The 21,468-nt window shown below is 61.8% G+C and carries 21 protein-coding genes, 2 tRNA genes and 1 other RNA gene; 12 read left to right on the plus strand and 12 right to left on the minus strand.

Annotated features, from left to right (window positions below; genetic code table 11):
- Positions 1 to 52: 52 nt before the first annotated feature.
- Positions 53 to 1,057 carry a hypothetical protein gene (locus A477_RS0119785; protein WP_017200596.1) on the minus strand — a complete coding sequence of 335 codons (1,005 nt, stop codon included), beginning with the start codon at positions 1,055 to 1,057 and terminating at the stop codon, positions 53 to 55.
- Between the two features lie 93 nt (positions 1,058 to 1,150).
- Here A477_RS0119785 and pepN point away from each other — a divergent pair, with 93 nt between their 5' ends.
- Positions 1,151 to 3,751 carry an aminopeptidase N gene (gene pepN / locus A477_RS0119790; RefSeq protein ID WP_083848085.1) on the plus strand — a complete coding sequence of 867 codons (2,601 nt, stop codon included), beginning with the start codon at positions 1,151 to 1,153 and terminating at the stop codon, positions 3,749 to 3,751.
- Positions 3,752 to 3,809: 58 nt separating this feature from the next.
- Positions 3,810 to 4,289, plus strand: a complete 480-nt coding sequence (locus A477_RS0119795; RefSeq protein WP_017200598.1) for an OsmC family protein — start codon at positions 3,810 to 3,812, stop codon at positions 4,287 to 4,289.
- On the opposite strand, the gene A477_RS0119800 is transcribed toward A477_RS0119795, so the two are convergent.
- Positions 4,286 to 5,278 carry an NAD-dependent epimerase/dehydratase family protein gene (locus A477_RS0119800; RefSeq protein WP_017200599.1) on the minus strand — a complete coding sequence of 331 codons (993 nt, stop codon included), beginning with the start codon at positions 5,276 to 5,278 and terminating at the stop codon, positions 4,286 to 4,288. The genes A477_RS0119795 and A477_RS0119800 overlap by 4 nt on opposite strands.
- A gap of 87 nt (positions 5,279 to 5,365) precedes the next feature.
- On the opposite strand from A477_RS0119800, the gene A477_RS0119805 reads away from it, so the two are divergent.
- Together A477_RS0119805 and A477_RS0119810 are read left to right on the plus strand one after the other, a co-directional pair.
- Positions 5,366 to 6,064, plus strand: a complete 699-nt coding sequence (locus tag A477_RS0119805; RefSeq protein ID WP_017200600.1) for a mechanosensitive ion channel family protein — start codon at positions 5,366 to 5,368, stop codon at positions 6,062 to 6,064.
- Positions 6,057 to 6,539 (plus strand): globin, encoded by a 483-nt coding sequence (locus tag A477_RS0119810; protein ID WP_017200601.1) that lies wholly within the window; start codon positions 6,057 to 6,059, stop codon positions 6,537 to 6,539. The genes A477_RS0119805 and A477_RS0119810 overlap by 8 nt, the downstream gene beginning before the upstream one ends.
- A gap of 3 nt (positions 6,540 to 6,542) precedes the next feature.
- Here the strand turns inward: A477_RS0119810 and A477_RS0119815 are convergent, their stop codons facing one another.
- Positions 6,543 to 7,214 carry a DUF8185 domain-containing protein gene (locus A477_RS0119815; RefSeq protein ID WP_017200602.1) on the minus strand — a complete coding sequence of 224 codons (672 nt, stop codon included), beginning with the start codon at positions 7,212 to 7,214 and terminating at the stop codon, positions 6,543 to 6,545.
- Positions 7,215 to 7,277: 63 nt separating this feature from the next.
- Here A477_RS0119815 and A477_RS0119820 point away from each other — a divergent pair, with 63 nt between their 5' ends.
- A complete protein-coding gene (locus A477_RS0119820; protein ID WP_017200603.1) occupies positions 7,278 to 8,183 on the plus strand; it encodes an acyl-CoA thioesterase in 906 nt (301 codons plus the stop codon).
- A gap of 63 nt (positions 8,184 to 8,246) precedes the next feature.
- Here the strand turns inward: A477_RS0119820 and ettA are convergent, their stop codons facing one another.
- The 3 genes from ettA to A477_RS0119835 all read right to left on the minus strand — a co-directional run bounded on the left by ettA (position 8,247) and on the right by A477_RS0119835 (position 10,614).
- Positions 8,247 to 9,929 carry an energy-dependent translational throttle protein EttA gene (gene ettA, locus A477_RS0119825; RefSeq protein WP_011775070.1) on the minus strand — a complete coding sequence of 561 codons (1,683 nt, stop codon included), beginning with the start codon at positions 9,927 to 9,929 and terminating at the stop codon, positions 8,247 to 8,249.
- Positions 9,930 to 9,985: 56 nt separating this feature from the next.
- Entirely contained in the window at positions 9,986 to 10,474 is a 489-nt protein-coding gene (locus tag A477_RS23825; RefSeq protein ID WP_237715848.1) for a DUF6993 domain-containing protein, read from the minus strand.
- A gap of 67 nt (positions 10,475 to 10,541) precedes the next feature.
- Positions 10,542 to 10,614, minus strand: a tRNA-Arg gene (locus A477_RS0119835).
- 207 nt (positions 10,615 to 10,821) lie between these two features.
- Here A477_RS0119835 and A477_RS0119840 point away from each other — a divergent pair.
- Complete coding sequence (locus A477_RS0119840; RefSeq protein ID WP_026005790.1) at positions 10,822 to 11,376, plus strand: single-stranded DNA-binding protein; 555 nt, start codon at positions 10,822 to 10,824, stop codon at positions 11,374 to 11,376.
- 139 nt (positions 11,377 to 11,515) lie between these two features.
- Here A477_RS0119840 and map read toward each other — a convergent pair whose 3' ends face one another.
- On the minus strand, positions 11,516 to 12,283 hold the full coding sequence (gene map, locus A477_RS0119845; protein WP_017200606.1) for a type I methionyl aminopeptidase: 768 nt from the start codon (positions 12,281 to 12,283) through the stop codon (positions 11,516 to 11,518).
- A gap of 181 nt (positions 12,284 to 12,464) precedes the next feature.
- Between map and A477_RS0119850 the strand changes: the two genes are divergently transcribed.
- Positions 12,465 to 13,151 (plus strand): DNA alkylation repair protein, encoded by a 687-nt coding sequence (locus tag A477_RS0119850; RefSeq protein ID WP_017200607.1) that lies wholly within the window; start codon positions 12,465 to 12,467, stop codon positions 13,149 to 13,151.
- Between the two features lie 59 nt (positions 13,152 to 13,210).
- Here the strand turns inward: A477_RS0119850 and mptB are convergent, their stop codons facing one another.
- Positions 13,211 to 14,767: a polyprenol phosphomannose-dependent alpha 1,6 mannosyltransferase MptB gene (mptB, locus tag A477_RS0119855; protein WP_026005791.1), complete on the minus strand. Its 1,557-nt coding sequence runs from the start codon at positions 14,765 to 14,767 to the stop codon at positions 13,211 to 13,213.
- A 146-nt stretch (positions 14,768 to 14,913) separates the two neighbouring features.
- On the opposite strand from mptB, the gene orn reads away from it, so the two are divergent.
- The 4 genes from orn (at position 14,914) to A477_RS0119875 (ending at position 17,273) form a co-directional block, all read left to right on the plus strand.
- Positions 14,914 to 15,549, plus strand: a complete 636-nt coding sequence (gene orn, locus A477_RS0119860) for an oligoribonuclease (RefSeq protein WP_083848079.1) — start codon at positions 14,914 to 14,916, stop codon at positions 15,547 to 15,549.
- 132 nt (positions 15,550 to 15,681) lie between these two features.
- Positions 15,682 to 15,757 (plus strand) — tRNA-His (locus tag A477_RS0119865).
- 127 nt (positions 15,758 to 15,884) lie between these two features.
- Positions 15,885 to 16,457: a peptide deformylase gene (gene def / locus A477_RS0119870; RefSeq protein WP_017200610.1), complete on the plus strand. Its 573-nt coding sequence runs from the start codon at positions 15,885 to 15,887 to the stop codon at positions 16,455 to 16,457.
- Positions 16,458 to 16,460: 3 nt separating this feature from the next.
- A complete protein-coding gene (locus A477_RS0119875; protein WP_017200611.1) occupies positions 16,461 to 17,273 on the plus strand; it encodes an acyltransferase domain-containing protein in 813 nt (270 codons plus the stop codon).
- On the opposite strand, the gene A477_RS0119880 is transcribed toward A477_RS0119875, so the two are convergent.
- The 4 genes from A477_RS0119880 to rnpB form a co-directional block, all read right to left on the minus strand.
- Entirely contained in the window at positions 17,258 to 18,058 is an 801-nt protein-coding gene (locus tag A477_RS0119880; RefSeq protein ID WP_017200612.1) for an HNH endonuclease family protein, read from the minus strand. The two genes, A477_RS0119875 and A477_RS0119880, sit on opposite strands and share 16 nt — an antisense overlap.
- Positions 18,059 to 18,200: 142 nt before the next feature.
- Complete coding sequence (locus A477_RS0119885; protein ID WP_017200613.1) at positions 18,201 to 18,410, minus strand: hypothetical protein; 210 nt, start codon at positions 18,408 to 18,410, stop codon at positions 18,201 to 18,203.
- Positions 18,411 to 18,483: 73 nt separating this feature from the next.
- The gene (locus A477_RS0119890) at positions 18,484 to 19,971 is read right to left on the minus strand and encodes a glyceraldehyde-3-phosphate dehydrogenase (RefSeq protein WP_083848080.1); all 1,488 of its coding nucleotides are present in this window, start codon (positions 19,969 to 19,971) and stop codon (positions 18,484 to 18,486) included.
- Between the two features lie 263 nt (positions 19,972 to 20,234).
- An RNA gene (gene rnpB, locus A477_RS22815) (RNase P RNA component class A) lies at positions 20,235 to 20,627 on the minus strand.
- A 57-nt stretch (positions 20,628 to 20,684) separates the two neighbouring features.
- On the opposite strand from rnpB, the gene A477_RS0119895 reads away from it, so the two are divergent.
- Positions 20,685 to 21,449, plus strand: coding sequence for a YaaA family protein (locus A477_RS0119895; protein ID WP_017200615.1), 765 nt, complete (start codon positions 20,685 to 20,687; stop codon positions 21,447 to 21,449).
- Positions 21,450 to 21,468 lie beyond the last annotated feature (19 nt).

Consider the following 21,468-nt stretch of genomic DNA (forward strand, 5'->3'; position numbering starts at 1 on the left):
GTACGGCATATGGCCGGGCGCTGCGTTGAGGGATGCGCTACCTAGGGTACCGCTACCCGGGTTGTTGGACCTGCCCGTCGCCGTGGGCCCGATGCGCCGCTCTGTTGAGGACACCGGCGAGTCTGTCTGCGGAAGCCTGGGTCCCGGCGCTTAGTGCAACCCGGCCTCCGTTAAGTTTCCTTACGACGACGGCAGGCCCACTGCTGACGAGCATCGCTGTCGCGTCGTCATGGTGCCGCCAGCCCCACCCACCATAATCTGCCGCCTTTACGTCCGCAGGGGCTGCCCCAGCGATGTCGACGGCGGGGACGGTCAGGACGCGGACGATCCCGCCAGCGAATACCTGCAGCCCTCCCCTGTCCGCCCTAACCCGTGCGAACAGGAAACCTGCGCCGATCAGGGCCGCCGCTGCTACCAAGGCACCCAGCCATGGAACTGCCACGGCTATCAGCGCAGCGGGGAACAGTGCCGAGACTATGATCATGACGAAAACGGAACTCCGGGCATGCACCCACAGCCTGAGCGTGTCGCGGGCGAGATCGGGATCTTCGAGAAGTCTCAACTCTTCTTCGAGCGCAACGTCATCTTCCCTGGTCCAACGAGGGTCCGGCTTAAAGGCGAACATCATGACGACGCCCAGCGCCACAGCGGCTCCGCTGCCCATGGCCAGCACGATCGGATCAACGTGGGACTCGCGCGCGTCCGCCAGCCCGGACTGGCCGACCAGACCTGCAGCCAACACCGTGGTGATGAAGAGGCTGACCATGAGGCCCACGCCCATCATGACGCGGCGCATGACCACCGGCCGGGAAATCGATACCGCTTGGAGGAAGACTGCCCAACCGCAGAAGGTGATAAGGGCAGCGCCGCCTGCCACGTAGGCGCCGAAAGGAGCGAAGGAAGAGCCGCCGTCGGGGCTCCACATAACGGCAACAGGGTTTGGGAGGTCGTTGCGCAGCATCTGGGCGCACACGACAAATCCGACGGCCAGCAGCAACGGAAAGGCGACCGCAAACCTCAGCGCGCGGAAATCGAGGGTGTCCCGGAACGATGCCATAATCCAACGCTACTCCGTGGCGCGACACTGTGGTGCCCGCTCCTTGCCTTCACGCCTTGGAGTGAAAGAATGACTTCACACCAGCGTCCGGCCATGACGGGCCGGCCATCCCAAAATCTCCGGAGGCACCACTTGCCAGGCCTGAACCTTACGCGCGATGAAGCCGCCACCCGCGCCGAACTGCTCAACGTCGAGTCGTACAACGTCACCTTGGACCTAACCCAGGGAGCAGAGACCTTCGGCTCCACCACTGTCGTGAAGTTTTCCGCGGAGCCGGGATCGTCCACTTTCATCGATGCCATCACTGCGGCGGTCCACAGTGTGACCCTGAACGGCACCGAGCTGGACCCTGCCGTGGTCTCTGACGGCGTCCGTATCCAACTCCCGGATCTGGCAGCGGACAACGAACTCGTGGTGGTGGCAGATGCTCCCTACATGAACACCGGCGAGGGACTCCACCGCTTCGTTGACCCTGTTGATGGCGAGGTTTACCTCTACACGCAGTTCGAAGTTCCTGACTCCAGGCGCATGTTCGCCGTCTTCGAACAGCCCGACCTGAAGGCCACCTTCACCTTCAATGTCACCGCTCCTTCGCATTGGGACGTGATCTCCAACTCCCCCACGCCGGTTCCCGTTGAAGCTTCTGCCGCCGAGGATGGCACCCAGCGTTCCGTGTGGGAATTCGACCCCACTCCCCGCCTGTCTTCGTACGTCACGGCTTTAATCGCCGGACCGTACCAGTCCGTCCGTTCCGAGGTCACCAGCTCCGACGGGCGCGTCATCCCGCTGGGAGTATTTGCCCGCAAGTCACTCATGCAGTACCTGGACGCGGACAACATCTTTGAACTGACCCGACAGGGCTTCGAGTTCTTCGAGGCGCAGTTCGGGTTCCCGTACCCGTTCGCGAAGTACGACCAGCTCTTCGTCCCGGAGTTCAATGCCGGAGCCATGGAAAACGCCGGTGCCGTGACCATCTTGGAAGGGTACGTTTTCCGCGGAAAGGTCACGGGAGCACAGATCGAGCGGCGCGCCATCACGGTCCTGCACGAACTGGCACACATGTGGTTCGGGGACTTGGTGACCATGCGTTGGTGGAACGACCTCTGGCTCAACGAGAGCTTCGCCGAATACATGTCTCACTTGGCCGCAGTGGAGAACACCGAATTCGACCGAGCCTGGACCACGTTCGCTTCCGTGGAAAAGTCCTGGGCCTACAAGCAGGACCAGTTGCCCACCACGCACCCGATCTTCGCCGAGATCAACAACCTCGAAGACGTCGAGGTGAACTTCGACGGCATCACCTATGCCAAGGGCGCTTCCGTGCTGAGGCAGTTGGTGGCCTGGGTGGGTCCGGAACAGTTCATGGCCGGCGTCCGTACGTACTTCGCCAAGCATGCTTGGAAGAACACCGAGCTCGCTGACCTCATGGTGGAGCTCGAAGCTGCCTCGGGCCGCGACCTGGACGCGTGGGGCAAGCTCTGGCTCGAAACTGCCGGCGTGAACACCCTCGCACCGGAGCTGTCCGTCGCCGCGGACGGCACCATTTCCGATTTCGCGATCCTCCAGACCGCGATCGACGAACAGCCTACGCTCCGCCCGCACCGCCTGGCCGTCGGCTTCTACTCACTCTCGGGCGAAGGCAAGCTGGAGCGGACCCACCGCGAGGAACTCGACGTCGATGGCCCCCGCACCCCGGTTCCTGCCCTGGTTGGCAAGGCACGCCCGGACCTGATCCTCTTGAACGACGACGACCTCGCGTATGCCAAGGTCCGCCTCGATGAGCACTCACTTGCCACCGCCAAGGCCCACCTGAAGGACTTTGCGGCCAGCCTGCCCCGCACTTTGGTGTGGGGTTCGGCCTGGGACGCGGCACGCGACGGCGAAACCCCGGCCCGCGGCTACGTGGAACTTATCCTGGCGAACATCGCCTCGGAAACAGATTCCTCCGTGATCCTGGTGCAGTTGCGCCAGCTCTCCACCACGTTGACCTATTTCGTGGCCGCCGATCACAAGCGTGACTCGACGATCGCGGCTGCGGACAAGTTGTGGGAGCTCGCATCGTCCGCTGTCGCGGGTTCGGATGCCCAGCTGCAGTTCGCCAAGTCGTACGCCCAGCTGGCACGCAGTGGCGGACAGTTCGACCGTATTCAGGCCCTCTTGGACGGAACGGAGACCCTCGAAGGACTCAGCATCGACCAAGACATGCGTTGGGAACTGCTGACAGCCCTTGTTGCCGGCGGCCGGCAGGGCCAAACGCGGATCGACGAGGAACTTTCCCGGGACAACACTTCCAACGGCCAAAATGCAGCAGCCCAGGCCAAAGCAGCCATCCCCACCCCGGAGGCCAAGGCAGCAGCTTGGGACTCGATCGTGGTCAAGGGAGAACTCTCCAATGCCTTGCAAGCCTCAGCTGTGGCCGGCTTCATGCGTGTCGCGGACACCGCCTTGTTGGAACCGTTCGCGGAAAGGTACTTCGAGGCTGTACCTGGCATCGTTGAGGAACGAACCCACGCCCTGGCCCAGCAGATCGTGGTGGGCCTTTACCCGGCACAGCTCACCACGCAGGCCACAGTGGATCGCACGGACCAGTTCCTGGCCGGGCTTCCGGAGGAGAACGCAGCCCTGCGCCGCATGATGCTGGAAAACCGGGACAGCGTAGCCCGGGCCCTGCGCGCAAGGGCAGCAGACGTCTAAGCCTGCAGCCTGGTGAGGCCCGTGCGGACGGTGGTGGCTGCAAAGCTAGACTGACCGCATGGGCCTCCACGAACACCATTACGCGCTGACCGTCCGCTGGACCGGAAACCTCGGCGAAGGCACAGCCAGCTACCGCGGATATTCAAGGGACCACGACGTCGAAATCAGTGGCTTGCCCACGTTGAAGGGCTCAGCAGATCCGACGTTCCACGGCGACCGGACACGCTACAACCCGGAACAGTTGCTACTCGCCGCCCTCTCGCAATGCCACATGCTGTCCTTCCTCCACGTCGCCGTCAAGCATGGGGTGGTGGTTACCGGCTATGAGGACAACGCCGAAGGCCTCATGAAGCTCAACCGGGACGGCAGCGGGCAGTTCGAAAACGTCACCCTGAAGCCCCACGTCATCATTGCCGATCCCGCCCACGAAAGCTTGGTCCCGCAGCTTCACCATGAAGCCAACCAGGTCTGCTTCATCGCCCGCAGCGTCAACTTCCCGGTACTCCACGAACCAATCACGACGGCGGCAGCAACCTAGCGCTGTTCGAACTGCCAGAGTGCCACGAGCCTTTGTTCCGTTTCACGGCTCAGGCCGGCCTTTCGGTCCCGGTCCAGGCCTCGCGCCCGTTCATCCTCGAGAGTGGCCGCCAGGGTTTCCTGCCACGGCCGCAGGATCATTCCGCGCTCACGTGCGGCGCGGTTTGTCCGCGCCTGAAAGCCGTCGTGACCAGCGGGGAGCCACAGGGGCAGGGAATCCGGCCCCGCCCAGTAATCGACGCCGTGCTGCACGAGCCAATCCTCATCAGGCCTCATAACGTCCTGGGTTCCGGCCGCCCGCTGGGACTCGGAGATGTAGTCCTCGAACCGCACTACGTCTCCCAAGGCGTTGTAAGTACCCGTCAGCCCTTCCTCCGCGGATTGCAGGATCCATGCCGCGAGGTCCCGGACATCAATGATCTGCGTGGCGGCGTCCGGGATGTCCGGGACCAGAACCGTGTCCGTGTTCGCAGCGAATCTGGCAGGCCAATAACCGTATCTATCGGTGCCGTCCCCGGGTCCGCCAATGAGTCCCGCCCGGACGATATGCGCCTTCTCCCCCACAGCGGCAAGAGTCATCTGCTCGATCGCCGATTTGGACTCTCCATAGGTTTCCGGAGTGCCTGACCGGCCTTCCGGCAAGGGCTCCACAAGGGCCGCACTCTCATCCGCGTCAGGTATCGAGTGGTCCGCATACACGGAGCAGCTTGAGACGAAGGTCCAGTGAGCGGTGGAGGGGCCCAGTACGTCCAGCGCCACACGCGCCTGTAAGGGATCCCTGGAGACATCCACCACTTCGTCCCAGCGTCCGTCGATCTCTTCGAAGGCCGCTGCACCCGCCGCGCGGTCGCTCCGTACCCAAGCGACGCCGTCGGGCGGGGTTGCTGAACTGCCGCGCGCCAGGCAGGTGACCTCATGTCCGGCTTCAACAGCCTGCCGGGCGATTTCTGCTGACAGGAAGGCGGTACCGCCCAAGACCAGGATGCGCATACCGTCACGCTACGGCGCTAGGGTTGTAGGTGGACAGAGTGTTCCGCGCCCGGCGAACACGGGCCGACGACAAGGAGCTATTCCACCTTGACCTCCATCCCCTTGGCGGAAACCATCAACATCGAACCCGAAAAAATCGACCTCATGTCGATCCTCATCACGGTAGGCGTAGGCCTGGCTGTGTGGATCGTGGCACGGTTCATCATCCTGCGCATTACGCGACGGGTCTCGGCGGGCAGTTCTTTCTTCAAGAAGCCGCACTTCAAGTGGGTGCAACCCGCAATCCGCGCATTGGACCATGAACGGCGTTCCCAGCGTGCCGAGACCATCGGCTCGCTGCTGACAAGCCTGGTAAGCGTTGTAGTGGTGGTGATCGTGATCATCTACGTCCTCAAATACATGAACGTGGACGTGGCACCGCTCCTGACCAGCGTGGGCATTCTCGGTGTTGCCATCGGTTTCGGCGCCCAGCAGTTGATCCGCGACTTCCTCGCGGGAATCTTCATCACCATCGAGGACCAATACGGTATCGGCGACGTCATCGTTACCAGCGAAGTCATTGGTACCGTTGAATCGGTGGGCCTGCGCATTACTCGGGTTCGCGCTGAAGACGGCGCCATCTGGTACCTTCGCAACGGCGAAATCCTCCGCGTGGGCAACCGATCGCAGGGCGACTACGTGCCGCTGGAAACACCTGACACCAGCGACGAACCAGGCGCTGCAGCTGCGCCCGTCACAGCAGGCGCACCGCGCGTCACCAAAGCCGAGGAGAAGTCCAATGAGTAACACTGCAGGTGGGCAACCGCCAGCGCCGCAGGCAGGCCCCCGACGCCAGCTGATGCAGAACGATCCGTTCAGCCAGCCCGCCTACACGGATAGCTTCTACGCGGCAGTCGGCGGCCATGAGACGTTCGTCAAGCTCATCGACGTTTTCTACGACGGCGTGGCCACGGACCCGTTGCTGCGGCCCATGTATCCCGAAGAGGACCTCGAGCCAGCAAAGCGCCGCTTCCTCATGTTCCTGGAGCAATACTGGGGCGGACCAACCACCTACGGCGAAGAACGCGGCCACCCACGGTTGCGCATGCGCCATATGCCGTTCCGGGTAACGCCGGAAGCCAAGGACCGCTGGTTGTTCCATATGCGCACGGCAGTGGACTCGTTGGAGCTCTCCCCGTTGCATGAGGGCACGTTGTGGGACTACATGGAGCGCGCAGCACTGACCATGGTCAATAGCCCGTCGGCCGGCCCTGAAGCCTAGGTCCTAGAAACCGAGCCCCAAGCCTGCTCCGGTTCGGACCAGCACATGGCCGCGTGGGCCGCTCAGGCGGAACCAGCGGCCATTGCGGAAGATTTTCTGCTCGGACTCACCCAGGAAACCCAAAGCGAAAGCGGCGAAAGCCGCACCTGCCGGCAGCCCGTCCAGACCGGGCAGCTCCCGGCCCCACACTGCAGCCCTGGCTGTGTTGACCACCGCGGCTCCCGCCAAAGCCGGAACGACGCCCGCCACCTCCGCAATGCCGGCCTCCGCCGCGGACTTGAGGTCGGCGTCGCGAACTGTTCCTTGGGCTTCCCAGCCGGTCCGGGGCGCGCCAACGCCCGCCCAGGATTCGGAAACGGTCGACGGCGGGATGGGCAGTTCCACATCTTCGGCACCTGATCGGGCCAAGCGGTCCATGACGGACGCGAGCGTCACGGTGACGTCGGCTTGGGCAGGCTCGGCCAGGGCCATGGTGCGCAGGCCAAGAATTGTAGGGGTTGATTCGCCCAGGATGCGGGGCCTCAGGACACACACATAGGCAGCCAGGACATTGCCCGCGGCCTGAAGGCGGATGGCGCCGTCGTCGATGCTCTTTGCTCGCGTAACGAAGGTTCGCAGGTCGGCGAGGTCACGGGGATCGGCGAAGCGGAAGGACTGGGTCAAGACGTCTGTCACATCATCGACTCTACCGGCATGTCCCCGGTTGAGAGGGGTTGGGGTGCCGTCTAAAGTCGAACCATGACTGACACGAACGCTGGCCTCGAGGTGGAAGCACCCGTAGAAGACCCCATGGAAGTGCTGATTGGCCTGCTGGATCTTGGTGACTTTGACGGAGCACGGACCAACGAGGATATTTTCCTGGGACCGTCCCAAAAGCAGCCCCGGCACCGTGTTTTTGGTGGCCAAGTGTTGGCGCAGTCCATGATGGCCGGCATGAGGACCGTTGAGCCGGACAGGGTGGCGCACTCCATGCACGGTTACTTTCTCCGTCCGGGTGACGCCAACAAGCCGATCACTTTTGGTGTGGAGAGGCTGCGGGATGGCCGGTCCTTCTCGGCCCGCCGCGTACATGCCTATCAGGACGGCGTGCCGATTCTCTCAATGATCGCGTCCTTCCAAGTGGAAGACAGCGGTTTGGACCATCAGGCACAGATGCCCGAAGGCATCCCTGATCCTGAAACCCTGCCCAGCACCGCCGAGCTGTTGTCCCACTACGATCACCCCATGGCACGGCACATGTCCTCAGAGCGGCCCTTCGACGTCCGACACATCGACCCCGCGCTCTACGTGTCCCCACCCACCGATCACGTAGCTACCAACGCTGTCTGGATGAAGACCATGGGGCCCCTTCCCGATGACCCCAACCTCCACCGGGCCGCCTTGGCGTACGCGAGCGATTACACGCTGCTGGAACCTATCCTCCGGAAGCACGGCCTGGCCTGGATGACTCCCGGCATGAGTGTTGCCAGCCTAGATCACGCCATGTGGTGGCACCGCCCCGTGCGTGTGGACGAATGGATGCTGTACGTGCAGGAATCCCCCAGCGCCCAAGGCGCCAGGGGACTCTCCACAGGACGTATCTTCAACCGCGAAGGCCAGCATGTTGCCACTGTGGCGCAAGAGGGCATGGTCCGGATTCCGTAGCCTTGCCTTAAAGCCAAGAGGCCGGTCCCTGCCGGGACCGGCCTCTTGTATTGCGTCTAACTACTAGTCGCGGGTCAGGCGGCGGTGGGTTACACGATGCGGCTTTGCGGCATCGGGGCCGAGGCGCTCCACCTTGTTCTCCTCGTAGGAGTCGAAGTTGCCCTCGAACCAGTACCACTTGGAGGGGTTCTCGTCGTCACCTTCGTAGGCGAGGATGTGGGTCGCAACCCGGTCCAGGAACCAACGGTCGTGCGATACCACTACGGCGCAGCCCGGGAATTCGAGAAGGGCGTTCTCCAGGCTGCTCAGGGTTTCGACGTCGAGGTCGTTAGTAGGTTCGTCAAGGAGCAGGAGGTTGCCACCCTGCTTGAGCGTCAGTGCCAGGTTCAGTCGGTTGCGCTCACCACCGGAGAGGACACCCGCCTTCTTCTGCTGGTCCGGTCCCTTGAAACCAAACGCCGAAACGTAGGCCCGCGAAGGCATTTCAACCTGGCCGACCTGGATGAAGTCATGGCCTTCGGAGACAACTTCCCAGAGGGACTTGTTGGGATCGATGCCGCCACGGGACTGGTCCACGTAGGAGATCTTCACGGACTCGCCGATCTTGAGCTCACCATCGTCCAAAGGTTCCATACCGACGATCGTCTTGAACAGCGTGGACTTACCCACACCGTTGGGTCCAATAACGCCGACGATGCCGTTGCGGGGCAGCGAGAAGGAAAGGTCTTCGATCAGCACTCGATCGTCGAAGCCCTTCTTCAGGTTTTTGGCCTCGATGACCAAAGAACCCAGTCGCGGTCCCGGCGGAATCTGGATCTCTTCGAAGTCCAGCTTCCGGGTGCGCTCGGCCTCGGCAGCCATTTCCTCGTAGCGGGCGAGACGAGCCTTTGACTTGGTCTGGCGGCCCTTGGCGTTGGAGCGCACCCACTCAAGCTCTTCGGTGAGGCGCTTGGACAGCTTTGCGTCCTTCTTGCCTTGGACCTCAAGGCGGGCTTTCTTCTTCTCCAGGTAGGTGGAGTAGTTGCCCTCGTACGGGTAGAGGTGGCCGCGGTCGACTTCGGCGATCCACTCAGCCACGTGGTCCAGGAAGTAACGGTCGTGAGTCACGGCAAGAACGGCGCCCGGGTATTGAGCAAGGTGCTGCTCGAGCCAAAGTACGCTCTCGGCGTCCAGGTGGTTGGTGGGCTCGTCAAGGAGCAGGAGGTCGGGCTTCTGCAGGAGAAGCTTGCACAGCGCTACGCGGCGGCGCTCACCACCGGAAAGGACTGTGACATCCGAGTCGGCCGGCGGGCAGCGCAGCGCGTCCATGGCCTGCTCAAGCTGGGAATCGATATCCCAGGCATCCGCCGCATCAATGGCTTCCTGGAGCTTGCCCATTTCGTCCAGGAGCGTCTCATAGTCAGCATCCGGGTTGGCCATTTCTTCGGAGATCTCATTGAAACGCTGGATCTTGCCGTAGATCTCGCCAACACCCTCCTGGACGTTGCCCAGGACGGTCTTTTCCTCGTTCAGCGGCGGTTCCTGCAGGAGGATGCCCACGGTGTAGCCGGGGCTCAGGCGGGCCTCGCCGTTTGACGGGGTGTCCAGTCCGGCCATGATCTTCAGGATGGTGGACTTACCAGCACCGTTCGGACCCACAACGCCGATCTTCGCGCCAGGGAAGAACGACATGCTGACGTCGTCCAGAATAAGTTTGTCGCCAACGGCCTTGCGAGCCTTGGTCATCGTGTAAATGAATTCCGCCATGCTCTTAAATCTAATGGGTAGGCGTACATAACTCACATTCGAGCCCCGCGATGGAGCTAGCGGGCGTCTCCCACGAAGCATTTTCCGGTGGCCAGCACAGGCAGCACCGTAACCACGACGCCGCCGTCGCGGATTTGCCCCATGACGCAGCTGTCCCCCGTCAGCGCTGCGGCTTCCATCGCGTCCACGTCAAGGCCCGTCGGCGTACGACTCACGGACACCTCTACGTTGGCGTTGGGGATGCCTGCAGAAACCAAGGCCGCACGCAGGGTTTCGCGGTCGGGCTTCGGGTTGCCGGCTACCAAGGTTTTAAGCGTTGACTCCACGGCCGAAGTTGTTGCGGCAACGGCGGGATCGACGGTGGATGTGGCCTGCGGACTGGCGGACGATGACGGAGTGGCCGCGGGCTGAACGGCGGATGGCGCAGGCGTTGGAGTGCAAGCGGAGACCGTCAATGCCGCGGCGATGACCAGCGACACCCCAGCTCTCCGGAAAGTCGATGCGTCTGCTGCCCTGCCATACGTCTGCGCGGTTCTCCTGCTCATCACCTAGCCATTCTGCCCTAAAAAAGTGACATCCCCCTTGGACGCTGTTCCAAGGGGGATGTTTCGGTGCCCCAGGAGGGAATCGAACCCCCGACCGGCGGATTAGAAGGCCGCTGCTCTATCCCCTGAGCTACTGGGGCGCACCCGCGTCATGGCCATATGGGCCGCTGGCGCCACAAAGAGTTTACAGTGCGATCAGCTAACTGCTTGACATCCCATGCAGCGTGCTTCTGCTCCTCCACAGCCGCCGTTATTCACATAGGCGTATGAGGCACTCCCCTCCCTGCCGTCCCTGGATGAAGCTGAAAGAGCCGGACAGGCACTTCACCAAACCGAGAAGGACCACCATGAATGACATGATCACCGTCCGGGGCTTCGTGGCCTCTGAGGTCAAGAGCTCCACCACTGCACGGGGCACGTCCACGGCATCGTTTCGCCTGGGCACCACGGAACGCCGCTACGACCGCGCCACCAACACCTGGGTGGACGGAAACACCAACTGGTACACGGTTCAGTCGTTCCGATACCTCGCCGGACACGTTGGATGCAGTGTGAAGAAGGGACAGCGCGTCCTCGTCGTTGGGAAGCTCCGGTTGCGGCAATGGGAACATGAGGGCCGTGTCTACCACGTAGCCGAAATCGACGCCGAATCAGTGGGACATGACCTCATGTGGGGCTCTGCCAACTTCACCCGGATGAGCGGCGCCTCAGCCCCTGCCGATGCAGCACCTGCTGTTGAGGTACCCGGTACACCTGACCGCAGCAATGACTGGGACTCGGACGACCATGAACAAGTTCCGCCGGAAGACGAGTCCATCGCGGCGGACGTCGACGGTCCTGATGGCACCGGTCCCCTACTCGTGAACACCACAACAGGCGAACTGGTGGGTGCCGGCGTGTAACCGTTGCACCACGATTCTGTTGAGGAATTGTTCGGAACCAAGGGCGAACCCTCCCGGTGCTGGTGCCGGTGGTTCGCCCTTCGGCAAGACTGGGCCGGAACATCGCCCGGGGGTCGGCGAAACTACGGCAAAGTGAGGATCACGGCAAAGTGAGGATCACCGGGCCGTCAGCCGTGACGGCTACAGTGTGTTCGCTGTGGGCGGCGCGTCGCCCGTTTGCCGAACGAAGAGTCCATTCGTCCTCGTCGTGGTAGTAGTCGTCCTTGCCGCCCAGGATCAACATGGGCTCAATGGCAATGACCAGGCCTTCTTCGAGCTTCATGCCCCGGCCAGGCCGTCCGAGGTTGGGGACGGGAGGTTCGGCGTGCATTGTCCGTCCTATGCCATGGCCGCCATGATCAGCCAACAGTCCGTATCCTGCACGTTTCGCCTCGCCACCAATCGCATAGGCAAGGTCACCCATCTTGTTTCCTACGCGGGCTGCTTCGATGCCGCGGGCAAGTGCGTCTTCTGTCGCCTTCACCAACTCATGGTCTGCAGGGTCTCCGGCCCCTACGACGAAGCTGACTGCCGCATCACCGCACCAGCCTTCCACGAAAGCACCACAATCGACGCTGAGCAGATCGCCGTCCTCCAGGACGTATCCATTGGGGATCCCGTGCACCACGGCGTCGTTGACGCTGGTACAAATGACGCCGGGGAACGGCACAGCCGCCCAGCGTGGGTGGTAGTCCAGGAAGGCAGGTTTCGCGCCGGCATCGGAGATTACGGCGGCAGCGACGTCGTCGAGTTCCTTAAGCGAAACACCCACTTCGGCTTGCTCCCGGACTGCGGAAAGTGCATTGGCAACTACGCGACCGGCCTCGCGCATCATCGCGATTTGGTCCGGTGATTTCAGCATTGACATCGAGATTCCTTTGTTGTGGCCGATGTGAAGTTGGTTGTTGCCGACATTTGTTAGGGAGCTGCTGGCCATGCAAGGGAACAGCGGGCCGGTACGCCCACTCTACGGTGACCGAACAGCGGGGACCACAGTTCTTGAGCAGCGGCTCACACCCCTTCGTACATCACCGACCTAGAGTTATGGCATGAGCCCCAATGTCCTCGTGGAGTCGATCCGATCAACACTCCGATCAGCCGCCGATGCGGAACGGGGTGCCGGAGCTCAGGCTTATTTGAAGTCCGACATGCCTTCTTGGGGTGTCCGGGTTCCCGCGGTTCGCAAGATAGTGAAGGAAGCAGTCAAGCAGTTCCCGGTGACCTCGCCAGCTGAGCTGCAGAAAGCGGTTCTTGAGCTGTGGCGCAACGCGGAGGCCCGTGAAGAGCGATACGCAGCCATCGACCTGACGGGCCTGCGAATGGTCAAAGGAGACCTGCGGATGCTCCCCCTATATGAGGAAATGATCCGGACGGGTGCTTGGTGGGACCTCGTTGACGGGGTTGCGCATCGGATCTGCGCGCTCCTTCTTGCGCACAGGCCCACCATGACGCCGGTGCTGCTGCAGTGGTCCACGGACCACGACATGTGGATTCGGCGGGCAGCGATCACTGCACAGCTAGGGGCCAAGTCAAAGACTGATCCCGGCCTCCTGGCAGCGGTCATCTCCGCGAACCTCGCCGACAATGAATTCTTCATCCGCAAGGCCATCGGGTGGGCGCTCCGTGAGTACAGCAAAACAGATCCCGAATCGGTCAAGGCGTTCGCTGCCAACAACGCGGCAGCTTTGAGTCCACTGTCCACCCGCGAGGCATTGCGGCTGTTGCCGTCCGACTGACGCGGGAGGCAGCGGGCCCTCAGCCACCAGTCAACAGCAGGCCCGACCCAGCGGAGACTTCAGATAATGGGACGCACACCGAATTCGTCGCGCACCCGGAACAAACCCTTTGTCTTCGGATCCACAAAAATCAGGTAGATCGCGAACAGGAGTGCAATAAGGGCTGCAGCGTAACGGGCGAGGATGAGGGCAAGTCCCAGGTCTTCGCTTTGAAGGTAAGGGAACACGTCCAACTGGTCGGAGATCGCGTAGACCATAAAGAACGACACGATGAAGTAGAGAGCCTTGACCTGCCAGTCGTTGCGGATGCCGGTCACAGCGAACAGCGGAATCAGCCACACGACGTACCACGACTGAATCATGGGCGCCAACAGGACAATGGTGGCAAAGGCCAAGGTCAACCGGCGCATCAGGCGATCGTAGTCGCCCCTGAAGATCAGCCAAGCCACCGCTACAACCATCAGTACCTTGCCGGCGTCGTAAACCCATTTCGCCAAGGCCCAGCCGTCCAGGCCAAAGGCATTGAAGATCAGGGCAACAACCATTCCGATGAGACCCACAGGCGCGTACCAGATCCAAACGCTGCCGGGGGCTGACAGGCCGTTGATCCAACCGAATCCGAAGCCGTTCACCAGGCTCAGGGCGTAGAGAAGTCCGAAGCTCAGAGCTGCTGTCAGGAACCAATAGAGGAACTTGCGCGGCCAGGAGGCATCCTTGCCGGCCCACAGAAGTCCAATGAAGGGCAGGAATACCACCGTGATCGGTTTGATCGAGATGGAGAGCGTGACCAGCACCAGTCCGCGAATGACACGGCGGGTTGCGCAGTAGTACAGGCCCGCCAATGCCAGCCCAATCATCAAGGCATCGTTATGGACACTGGCGATGAAGTTAGTGAGAAAAAGCGGGTTGGCCGCCGTCAGCCATAGCGCCCTGTGAGGATTCACACCGTGGAGTTCGGCCAGTTTCGGTACGTAGATGATGCAGAGAACTACACCCACTGCAGCGACGAGGCGGAAGAGCATGATGCTCGCTTCCGGCTGCACGTTGGTTACCCAGACAACAAACTGCTCAATCCACAAGAACAACTGACCGTAGGGAACCGGCGCTTCGGTCCACATCTTGTCCGCGCCCAGCTGGAAGTAGTTGGGCAGGGCCGAAATCCCGTTCTCATAAGGATTTATGCCTTCCACCATCAACCGGCCCTGGCCGATATACGCGTACACGTCCCTGCTGAAGAGGGGAACGGTGAACATCATGGGCAGCCCCCAGGCCGCTACAGCCTGCAGCGTCGCTTTTCGGGCTTCCAACCCCCACACGCGGACGCGCTGGCCCAGACGAAGCCAGGCGCGGACGAGCAACATGCCGCCGATGGCCAGCAAAACAATGGAAAGTCCGACACCCACACCTTCAGTGCGCATCCAGATGAAAAGCGGGAGGCGGCGAAGTTCCGAAACCGGAGCAAGCCACCCAACCCCCAGTGAGCCAAACACCATGAACATGGAACCAACGAACCCGGCGATCAGCGGCGAGCGTGCGTTATCTACCTCGCCGGCAACGGCGCCAGCCGACGGCGTCGCTGTCCCTGCCAACTGGGCGGCGGGTACTGGCACCGTCATGTAGTCGTCATCCAATCGTTCACCCGCTGTATTCGGGTCAAAATTCTGCGTCATGGGGGCTTTCGGCAACAGGAAGAAACGACACTGCCGCGCTCAAAATCGTACCATCGGAGCACTTGGAAGCCACTGAAGGATAGGCTTGGCGCGTGCCTATTACTAATGAACGCATCGTCTGGATCGACTGCGAAATGACCGGCCTGGACCTTAAGAACGACGCCTTGATCGAGGTTGCAGCGTTGGTGACGGATTCCGAGCTCAACATTCTGGGCGACGGCGTAGACGTCGTCATCAAGCCGGATGACGCAGCACTGGAACAAATGAACGACTTCGTGCGGGACATGCACACCCGCTCCAAGCTCCTGGACGAGCTCCCCCACGGGAAGACCATGGCAGAGGCAGAAGCACAGGTCCTTGAATACATTGAGAAGTGGGTCCCGGATCCCCGCAAAGCTCCCCTGGGTGGTAACTCTGTGGGAACAGACCGCATGTTCCTTGCCAGGGACATGCCCAACATCGTGGAGCACCTCCACTACCGCGTGATCGACGTCAGCACCATCAAAGAGCTCTCACGCCGCTGGTTCCCGCGCGCGTACTTCCAGTCCCCGGCCAAGCATGGCGGTCACCGCGCCTTGGGCGACATCAAGGACTCCATTGATGAGCTCCGCTACTACCGCCAGGCTGTGTTTGTTCCAGCGCCGGGACCGGACACGGCAACGGCTCAGCGCATTTCCAAGGACATCATGGCTACCGCAGAGACCCTGGGGTCCAGCGAAAAGGTGTGATCTGCACCATTTTTCGAGGTTTTTTCGCCAAAAGCGGCAAAAGTGGACTTTGCACCCCAAAACAGCAGGTAAGCTATTTGTCGTTGCCTTGAAGGAAAGCCGGTCAAACGGTTCAGCCCCAAAAGGCACATGGTGGGCTTAGCTCAGTTGGCAGAGCGCCTGGTTGTGGTCCAGGAGGTCGCGGGTTCAACCCCCGTAGCTCACCCCACCGAGATTGGCTCCAGAGCCGGTTTCCACAAAGGCCGCACCGGTTATCCGGTGCGGCCTTTGCTTTTAACCTCAAAGCGGACCAAGGCCGCTTCCGGATCACAGTGCTAGACGAAGGAAGAACTGAGATGACCGTCCTGCCAGTCACCATTTGGGGCGAACCTGTTTTGCACCGCCGGGCAAGTGAAGTCGAAGTTTTCGACGACGAACTCCGCGCCTTGATCGCGGACATGTTCGAGACCAATGACGCTGCCAACGGGGTGGGGCTCGCGGCGCCTCAGATCGGCGTGGGCAAGCGCCTTTTTGTCTACAAGTACGCCAACGATGACGACGTCCCCGAGCAGGGCGTGGTAGTCAATCCGGTGCTGACACTGTCCAAGGTCTCCGGCGCCCTTCCGGATCCCGATGAACACGTTGAGGGCTGCTTGTCCTTCCCCGGGGAGTACTACCCGCTGCAGCGCGCTGAATGGACACGGGTTCAGGGCTTTGACGGCGATGGCCATCCCCTGGACTTCGAAGCGACAGGCTGGTTCGCCAGAATCCTGCAACACGAGTTCGACCATTTGGACGGCAAACTGTACGTCAACCGCCTCGTGGACCGGTACTCAAAGAAGGCGCTCAAGCAAGCCAAGAAGAACGGCTGGGGCGTGCCGGGCCTGACCTGGATGCCCGGCGTCGATCCCGATCCGTTCGGGCACTAAGCCATGGCCGCCAGCCCCCACGCAGAGCTTTTTGAGCTCTTGGACATCACCGGCGAGGACGCCACTGAATGTGCGCACCTTCTGGGCACGCCACCGGATGAGCCTGTTCTGCAGGCCATGAAGGCGATGCAGGAGAGGCTTGGTACCTTTCCAGCAGACAGCATCCGGGCCGACGGCGCCGAGGAGACGGTCTGGATCGAAGCACTCCTCCGCTTCGCTCCCTCAGTTCACGCCTACCATCTGGAACTCGGAATCAGTCGGGCTGTTTCGGCTGCATCCTTGGCGGACGTTGGTTTGCAGCTTCGTATCAACAGGCGGGTCCACGGCCGATTTGGGCTGGACACCTGGAGCTGGCTGACGTTGCACATGGCTGGCAATCTGTTCAGGCTGGGCCGGCTGCAGTTCCATGTGGTTCCCGCCGATGGTCAGGACCCAGGCTGGGTTCTTGGTGTCCATATACCCGAAGATGGAGGCCTCTCCCCTGCGCTGGTGGATGCCAGTTTGGCGGAGGCAAGAACTTTCTTCCCCCGGTATTTTCCCGACAAGCCTGCGCTCAAAGCCACGTGTGATTCATGGATGCTGGACCCGTACCTCGTCGATCGCCTACCGGACAGCAACATTGCGTCGTTTGCACGACGTTTCACGCTCGACCGCTGCACTGATGCCCCTACGGATGCCATCTATTTCACTTTCAGGCAGCGGGGACTCCATGACTTGGATAGGCTCCCACGGGAGACCTCACTCCAGCGCGTGGTCCTGGAGCGGATCGACGACGGCGGCATCTGGCAACTGGGGCACGGTCACCTGGCACTGTAGATGGTTTGCTGTTCCGGGCACGAGGACAAAACCCGCTTCATGGCGTCCTTTTCGGCCTGCGTAATCCAAAGCTTATAGGCCGCTTTCACGGAGACCTGCCGGGCGACATAGTGGCAGCGAAAATTCTTGTTATCCGGCAGCCACGTGGCCGCGTCACCTGCACCCTTCTTAACATTGGCGGGACCGTCGGCGGCGATCAGGTTCAGCGGATCGTTTGCGAATATTTGCCGCTGCTGCACACTGAGCTGCTGGGCGCCTTTTTGCCAGGCGTCGGCGAGGGCCACCACATGATCGATTTGAACTGCAGCGCTGGTGTCCTGGCCTCGCCGAAAAGTCACCTGCGTCCCCGTGTAAGGTTCGTGAAAGCCACCACCGGCAACCCTGCACGATGAACCTTCCGTGAATTCGACCGCCGAAAGGTCCCGCCGGAGAATGTCGTTTCTGGTGTCGCACCCATTGCGGTCAGCGTCCGCCCAGGCTTGCCCGAATGCGTCCCTATCGTAGTCCGCCTTGGCCGCGCGCCCTTTGACCGGGAGTCGCTCCAAGGCGTCGCTCGCCTTTTCCGGGGCAACGGGCACCCCACCACGAAGGGGTTTCATCCAGCCTGGATTGAAGACGGGTGCTTCACTGGGGCCAGTCGCCCATGGTTCAGCGGCACTGAATTGCCCTGTAGTGAAATACCACGAAAGCCCTGCCACCGTGGTTGCGGCGGCCAGTGCCAGAATGGCCCACGCCTGACGTGACCGTCGCCGTGCGCGTTTGTAGGCAGACCAAGTGATGCTCAAGGGACTCCGTCCAGTGGGGAAATGCAATGCCCTACGAGCGTAGGACAAGGCCCCGACAGTCAGAGTCGATATCCACAGTGTGCAGGAGAAGTCACGCTGCGGAGATCACTGCGGAGGTGGGTGCCACAGTGGGCGGAGACGTTTATTGCTCACGCATTACGCGCTGCAGGTCCTCTGTGGCCAGCGCCAGGAGGCCACGTAGTTGTTCCACGCGCTGATCCGGGACGTCACCGGCGGCGTTGGCCGCTATGGCTTGGTCCAGAAGCTTCTGGGCCTGCTTGTGATTGGCCTTAGCGACGTCCAGGGCGTGTTCCAGGGTGGTCTCATGCTCCAACGTTGATTCGTTTTCCATGAACCCATTTTGGTCAGGTTTCCCGGCTGATACCAGTGACTCAGCCGGGAAACCCGTGAATACTTCGGAGTGCTTAGGCGCCAGCGCCTTCAAGCACTGCGATGGGAGCAACCACGTCGCGTGCGGGGAACGACGGCGGGTTCACGCCGGCCATTTCTTCCATCACGCGGACGACCTGGCAGGAGTAGCCGAACTCGTTGTCGTACCAGACGTAGAGCACAAGGTTCTTGTCGTTGGAGATGGTCGCAAGGCCGTCAACAATGCCGGCGCGGCGAGAGCCAACGAAGTCAGTGGAAACCACATCGGGGGAATCGATGTAGTCGATCTGCTTGCGAAGATCCGAGTGGAGTGACATTTCGCGGAGGAAGTCGTTGACTTCGTCGCGGGTGGTGCCCTTCTCGAGGTTGAGGTTCAGGATGGCCATGGAGACATCCGGTGTAGGTACGCGGATGGCGTTGCCCGTGAGCTTGCCCTGCAGTTCCGGCAGCGCCTTTGCTACAGCCTTGGCGGCACCAGTCTCCGTGATGACCATGTTCAATGCTGCCGAACGTCCGCGACGGTCACCCTTGTGGAAGTTATCGATGAGGTTCTGGTCATTCGTGAACGAGTGCACTGTTTCCACGTGGCCGTGAATGATGCCGAACTTGTCGTTGATGGCTTTCAGTACCGGCGTGATGGCGTTGGTGGTGCAGGATGCCGCGGTAACGATCTTGTCGTCGTCGGAAATGTCGCGGTGGTTGATGCCATGGACGATGTTCTTGAGCTCACCCTTCCCCGGCGCGGTGAGCAGAACGCGGGCAACACCCTTGCTCTGCAGGTGCTGGGAAAGACCGTCGGCGTCGCGCCACCGGCCGGTGTTGTCCACTACCAGGGCATCTTTGATGCCAAAGGCGGTGTAGTCCACAGTGGCGGGGTTGTCCGAGTAGATGACCTGGATTTGCACACCGTTGGCGGTGATGGTGTTAGCTTCCTCGTCCACGCGAATGGTGCCTTCGAAGGAACCGTGCACGGAGTCGCGGCGCAGCAGGCTCGCCCGCTTGACGAGGTCGTTCTCGGCGCCCTTGCGAACCACGATGGCGCGCAGCCGCAGGCCGTGTCCGCCGCCGGCCTTTTCGATGAGGATGCGGGCCAACAGGCGTCCAATGCGGCCAAAGCCGTAGAGAACGACGTCGGTGCTGGTGCGGTCGTCCGCGCCACGCTTTCCGACGATCTCGGCGAGCTCGGCACGCAGGTACTCATCCAGCGAGGCGCCATTGCCTTCGGCCCGGAACTTTTCGGTCAAACGTGCAATGTCGATGGCCGCTGCGCCGAGTTCCAACTCGGACAGGGCGTTGAGCAGCGGTGCGGTCTCTTCGAGCAGCAGCTCGTGGTTGCTCATCCGGCGCGCAAAGCGGTGGGCCTTCAGGATGTTCATGGTGGACTTGTTGATCAGGCTCCGGCCGTGGATGCTCGTGACCACGTTGTTTTCCCGGTACAACCGGCCGATCACCGGAATCATGGCCTCGGCGAGAGCCTCCCGGCCCATCCACTTATCAAGACAAGAATCTGACGTCTGGCTCACAGAACTACCTTCCTTGGGTCAACCACATACGTCCTCGTATGCAGATGGCAGCGGCCGCCCGGAGTAGTCCTGCGGCTCATGCGCCGGCGGGCTTCGGTCCACCCACAGCGCCTTGAACGAGAGCAAAGAAAATCCGCCGGCTGCGAACGCAGTCCCGGCGGCAGAACATCTACGTTCAGTAACCATTCTAGGGCGGATGGAAGGGGGGAAGGCCGTCCCGCGGCGTGAAATCACTCACACGGCGGAAATCCGGGAGTAATAAATGGATGGGTCGACCGATACGCCGGGTTCTGTCATCCCCTGCCGTTACCGGAAAGGGAGTGGCGGCCATCCATCTACGAACGCCGTTGCCGACGCCCTCCAGCAGCCTACCCGGACACTCGGGCGAGCAGCCCTCAAGCGTGTCCTGTCTGGCCTTGCTCCGGGTGGGGTTTACCTAGCCTCCCCGGTCACCCGGGGAGCTGGTGGTCTCTTACACCACCGTTTCACCCTTACCTGCTGCCCCGCGATGCATAACATCGCGACGCGCGGGCGGTCTGTTCTCTGTGGCACTGGCCTGCGGGTTACCCCGAGTGGGCGTTACCCACCACCCTGCTCTGCGGAGCCCGGACGTTCCTCGAGTCACTTTCGTGACGCGCGACCGCCTGGTCGACCCATCCGCTGACCAGTCTACCGGCGTTGGGACCGGCCAAAGTCCCCGGTAATATCGACTGGTGCTGATTCTGCTGCCGCCTTCCGAAGGCAAGACCCCTGCTGCCAACGGTCCCTCCATCGATTGGGAATCGCTCAGCTTTCCGGAACTGAACCCGTACCGGGCAAAGGTGCTCGAAGCGCTGGGTACGGTGAGCGCGCACGAGGATGCTCTCGCCCTGTTGGGGGTCGGCGCGTCGCTGCGTGATGACGTCGAACGTAATACGCGGCTGCATGCCGAACCGGCCGCCCCAGCGCATCAGGTCTATTCCGGGGTTCTGTATGACGCCCTTGGCTACAACAGCATGACGCCGACGCAGCGCCGCAAGGCGAACGAATCCATCCTGGTGGTGTCCGCCCTGTGGGGCGCCATCGGCTTTGGCGACCGTGTGCCCGCCTATCGGCTGTCCATGGGAACTGCACTGCCCGACGTCGGCCGCCTCGCCTCCTACTGGAAGCCGCAGCTCAACGCCGCCCTCGCCTCACGTGCCGGGAACGAGCTTGTGGTGGATTGCCGCTCGAGCACGTACGCCGCAGCCTGGGCTCCCCCGGCGACGCACACAGTTAACGTCAACGTCTTCAACGAGGCCAACGGCAAGCGCACAGTAGTCAGCCACTTCGCAAAACACACCCGCGGGGAACTGGCGCGACACTTGCTGACCCGGCGTGGCAAGGCGCCGGCAACCCCGGATCAGCTCCTGAAGGCCGCACGGGAGATCTGGACAACGGAACTTGTTGAGGGAACGGCCCGAAAGCCGCACGCGCTCAACATCATCCTGTCCAAGTGACTGTTCCTGCGCAGCTGAG

This window comes from Arthrobacter sp. M2012083 (assembly GCF_000281065.1).
In the GTDB taxonomy this organism is placed as follows: domain Bacteria; phylum Actinomycetota; class Actinomycetes; order Actinomycetales; family Micrococcaceae; genus Arthrobacter.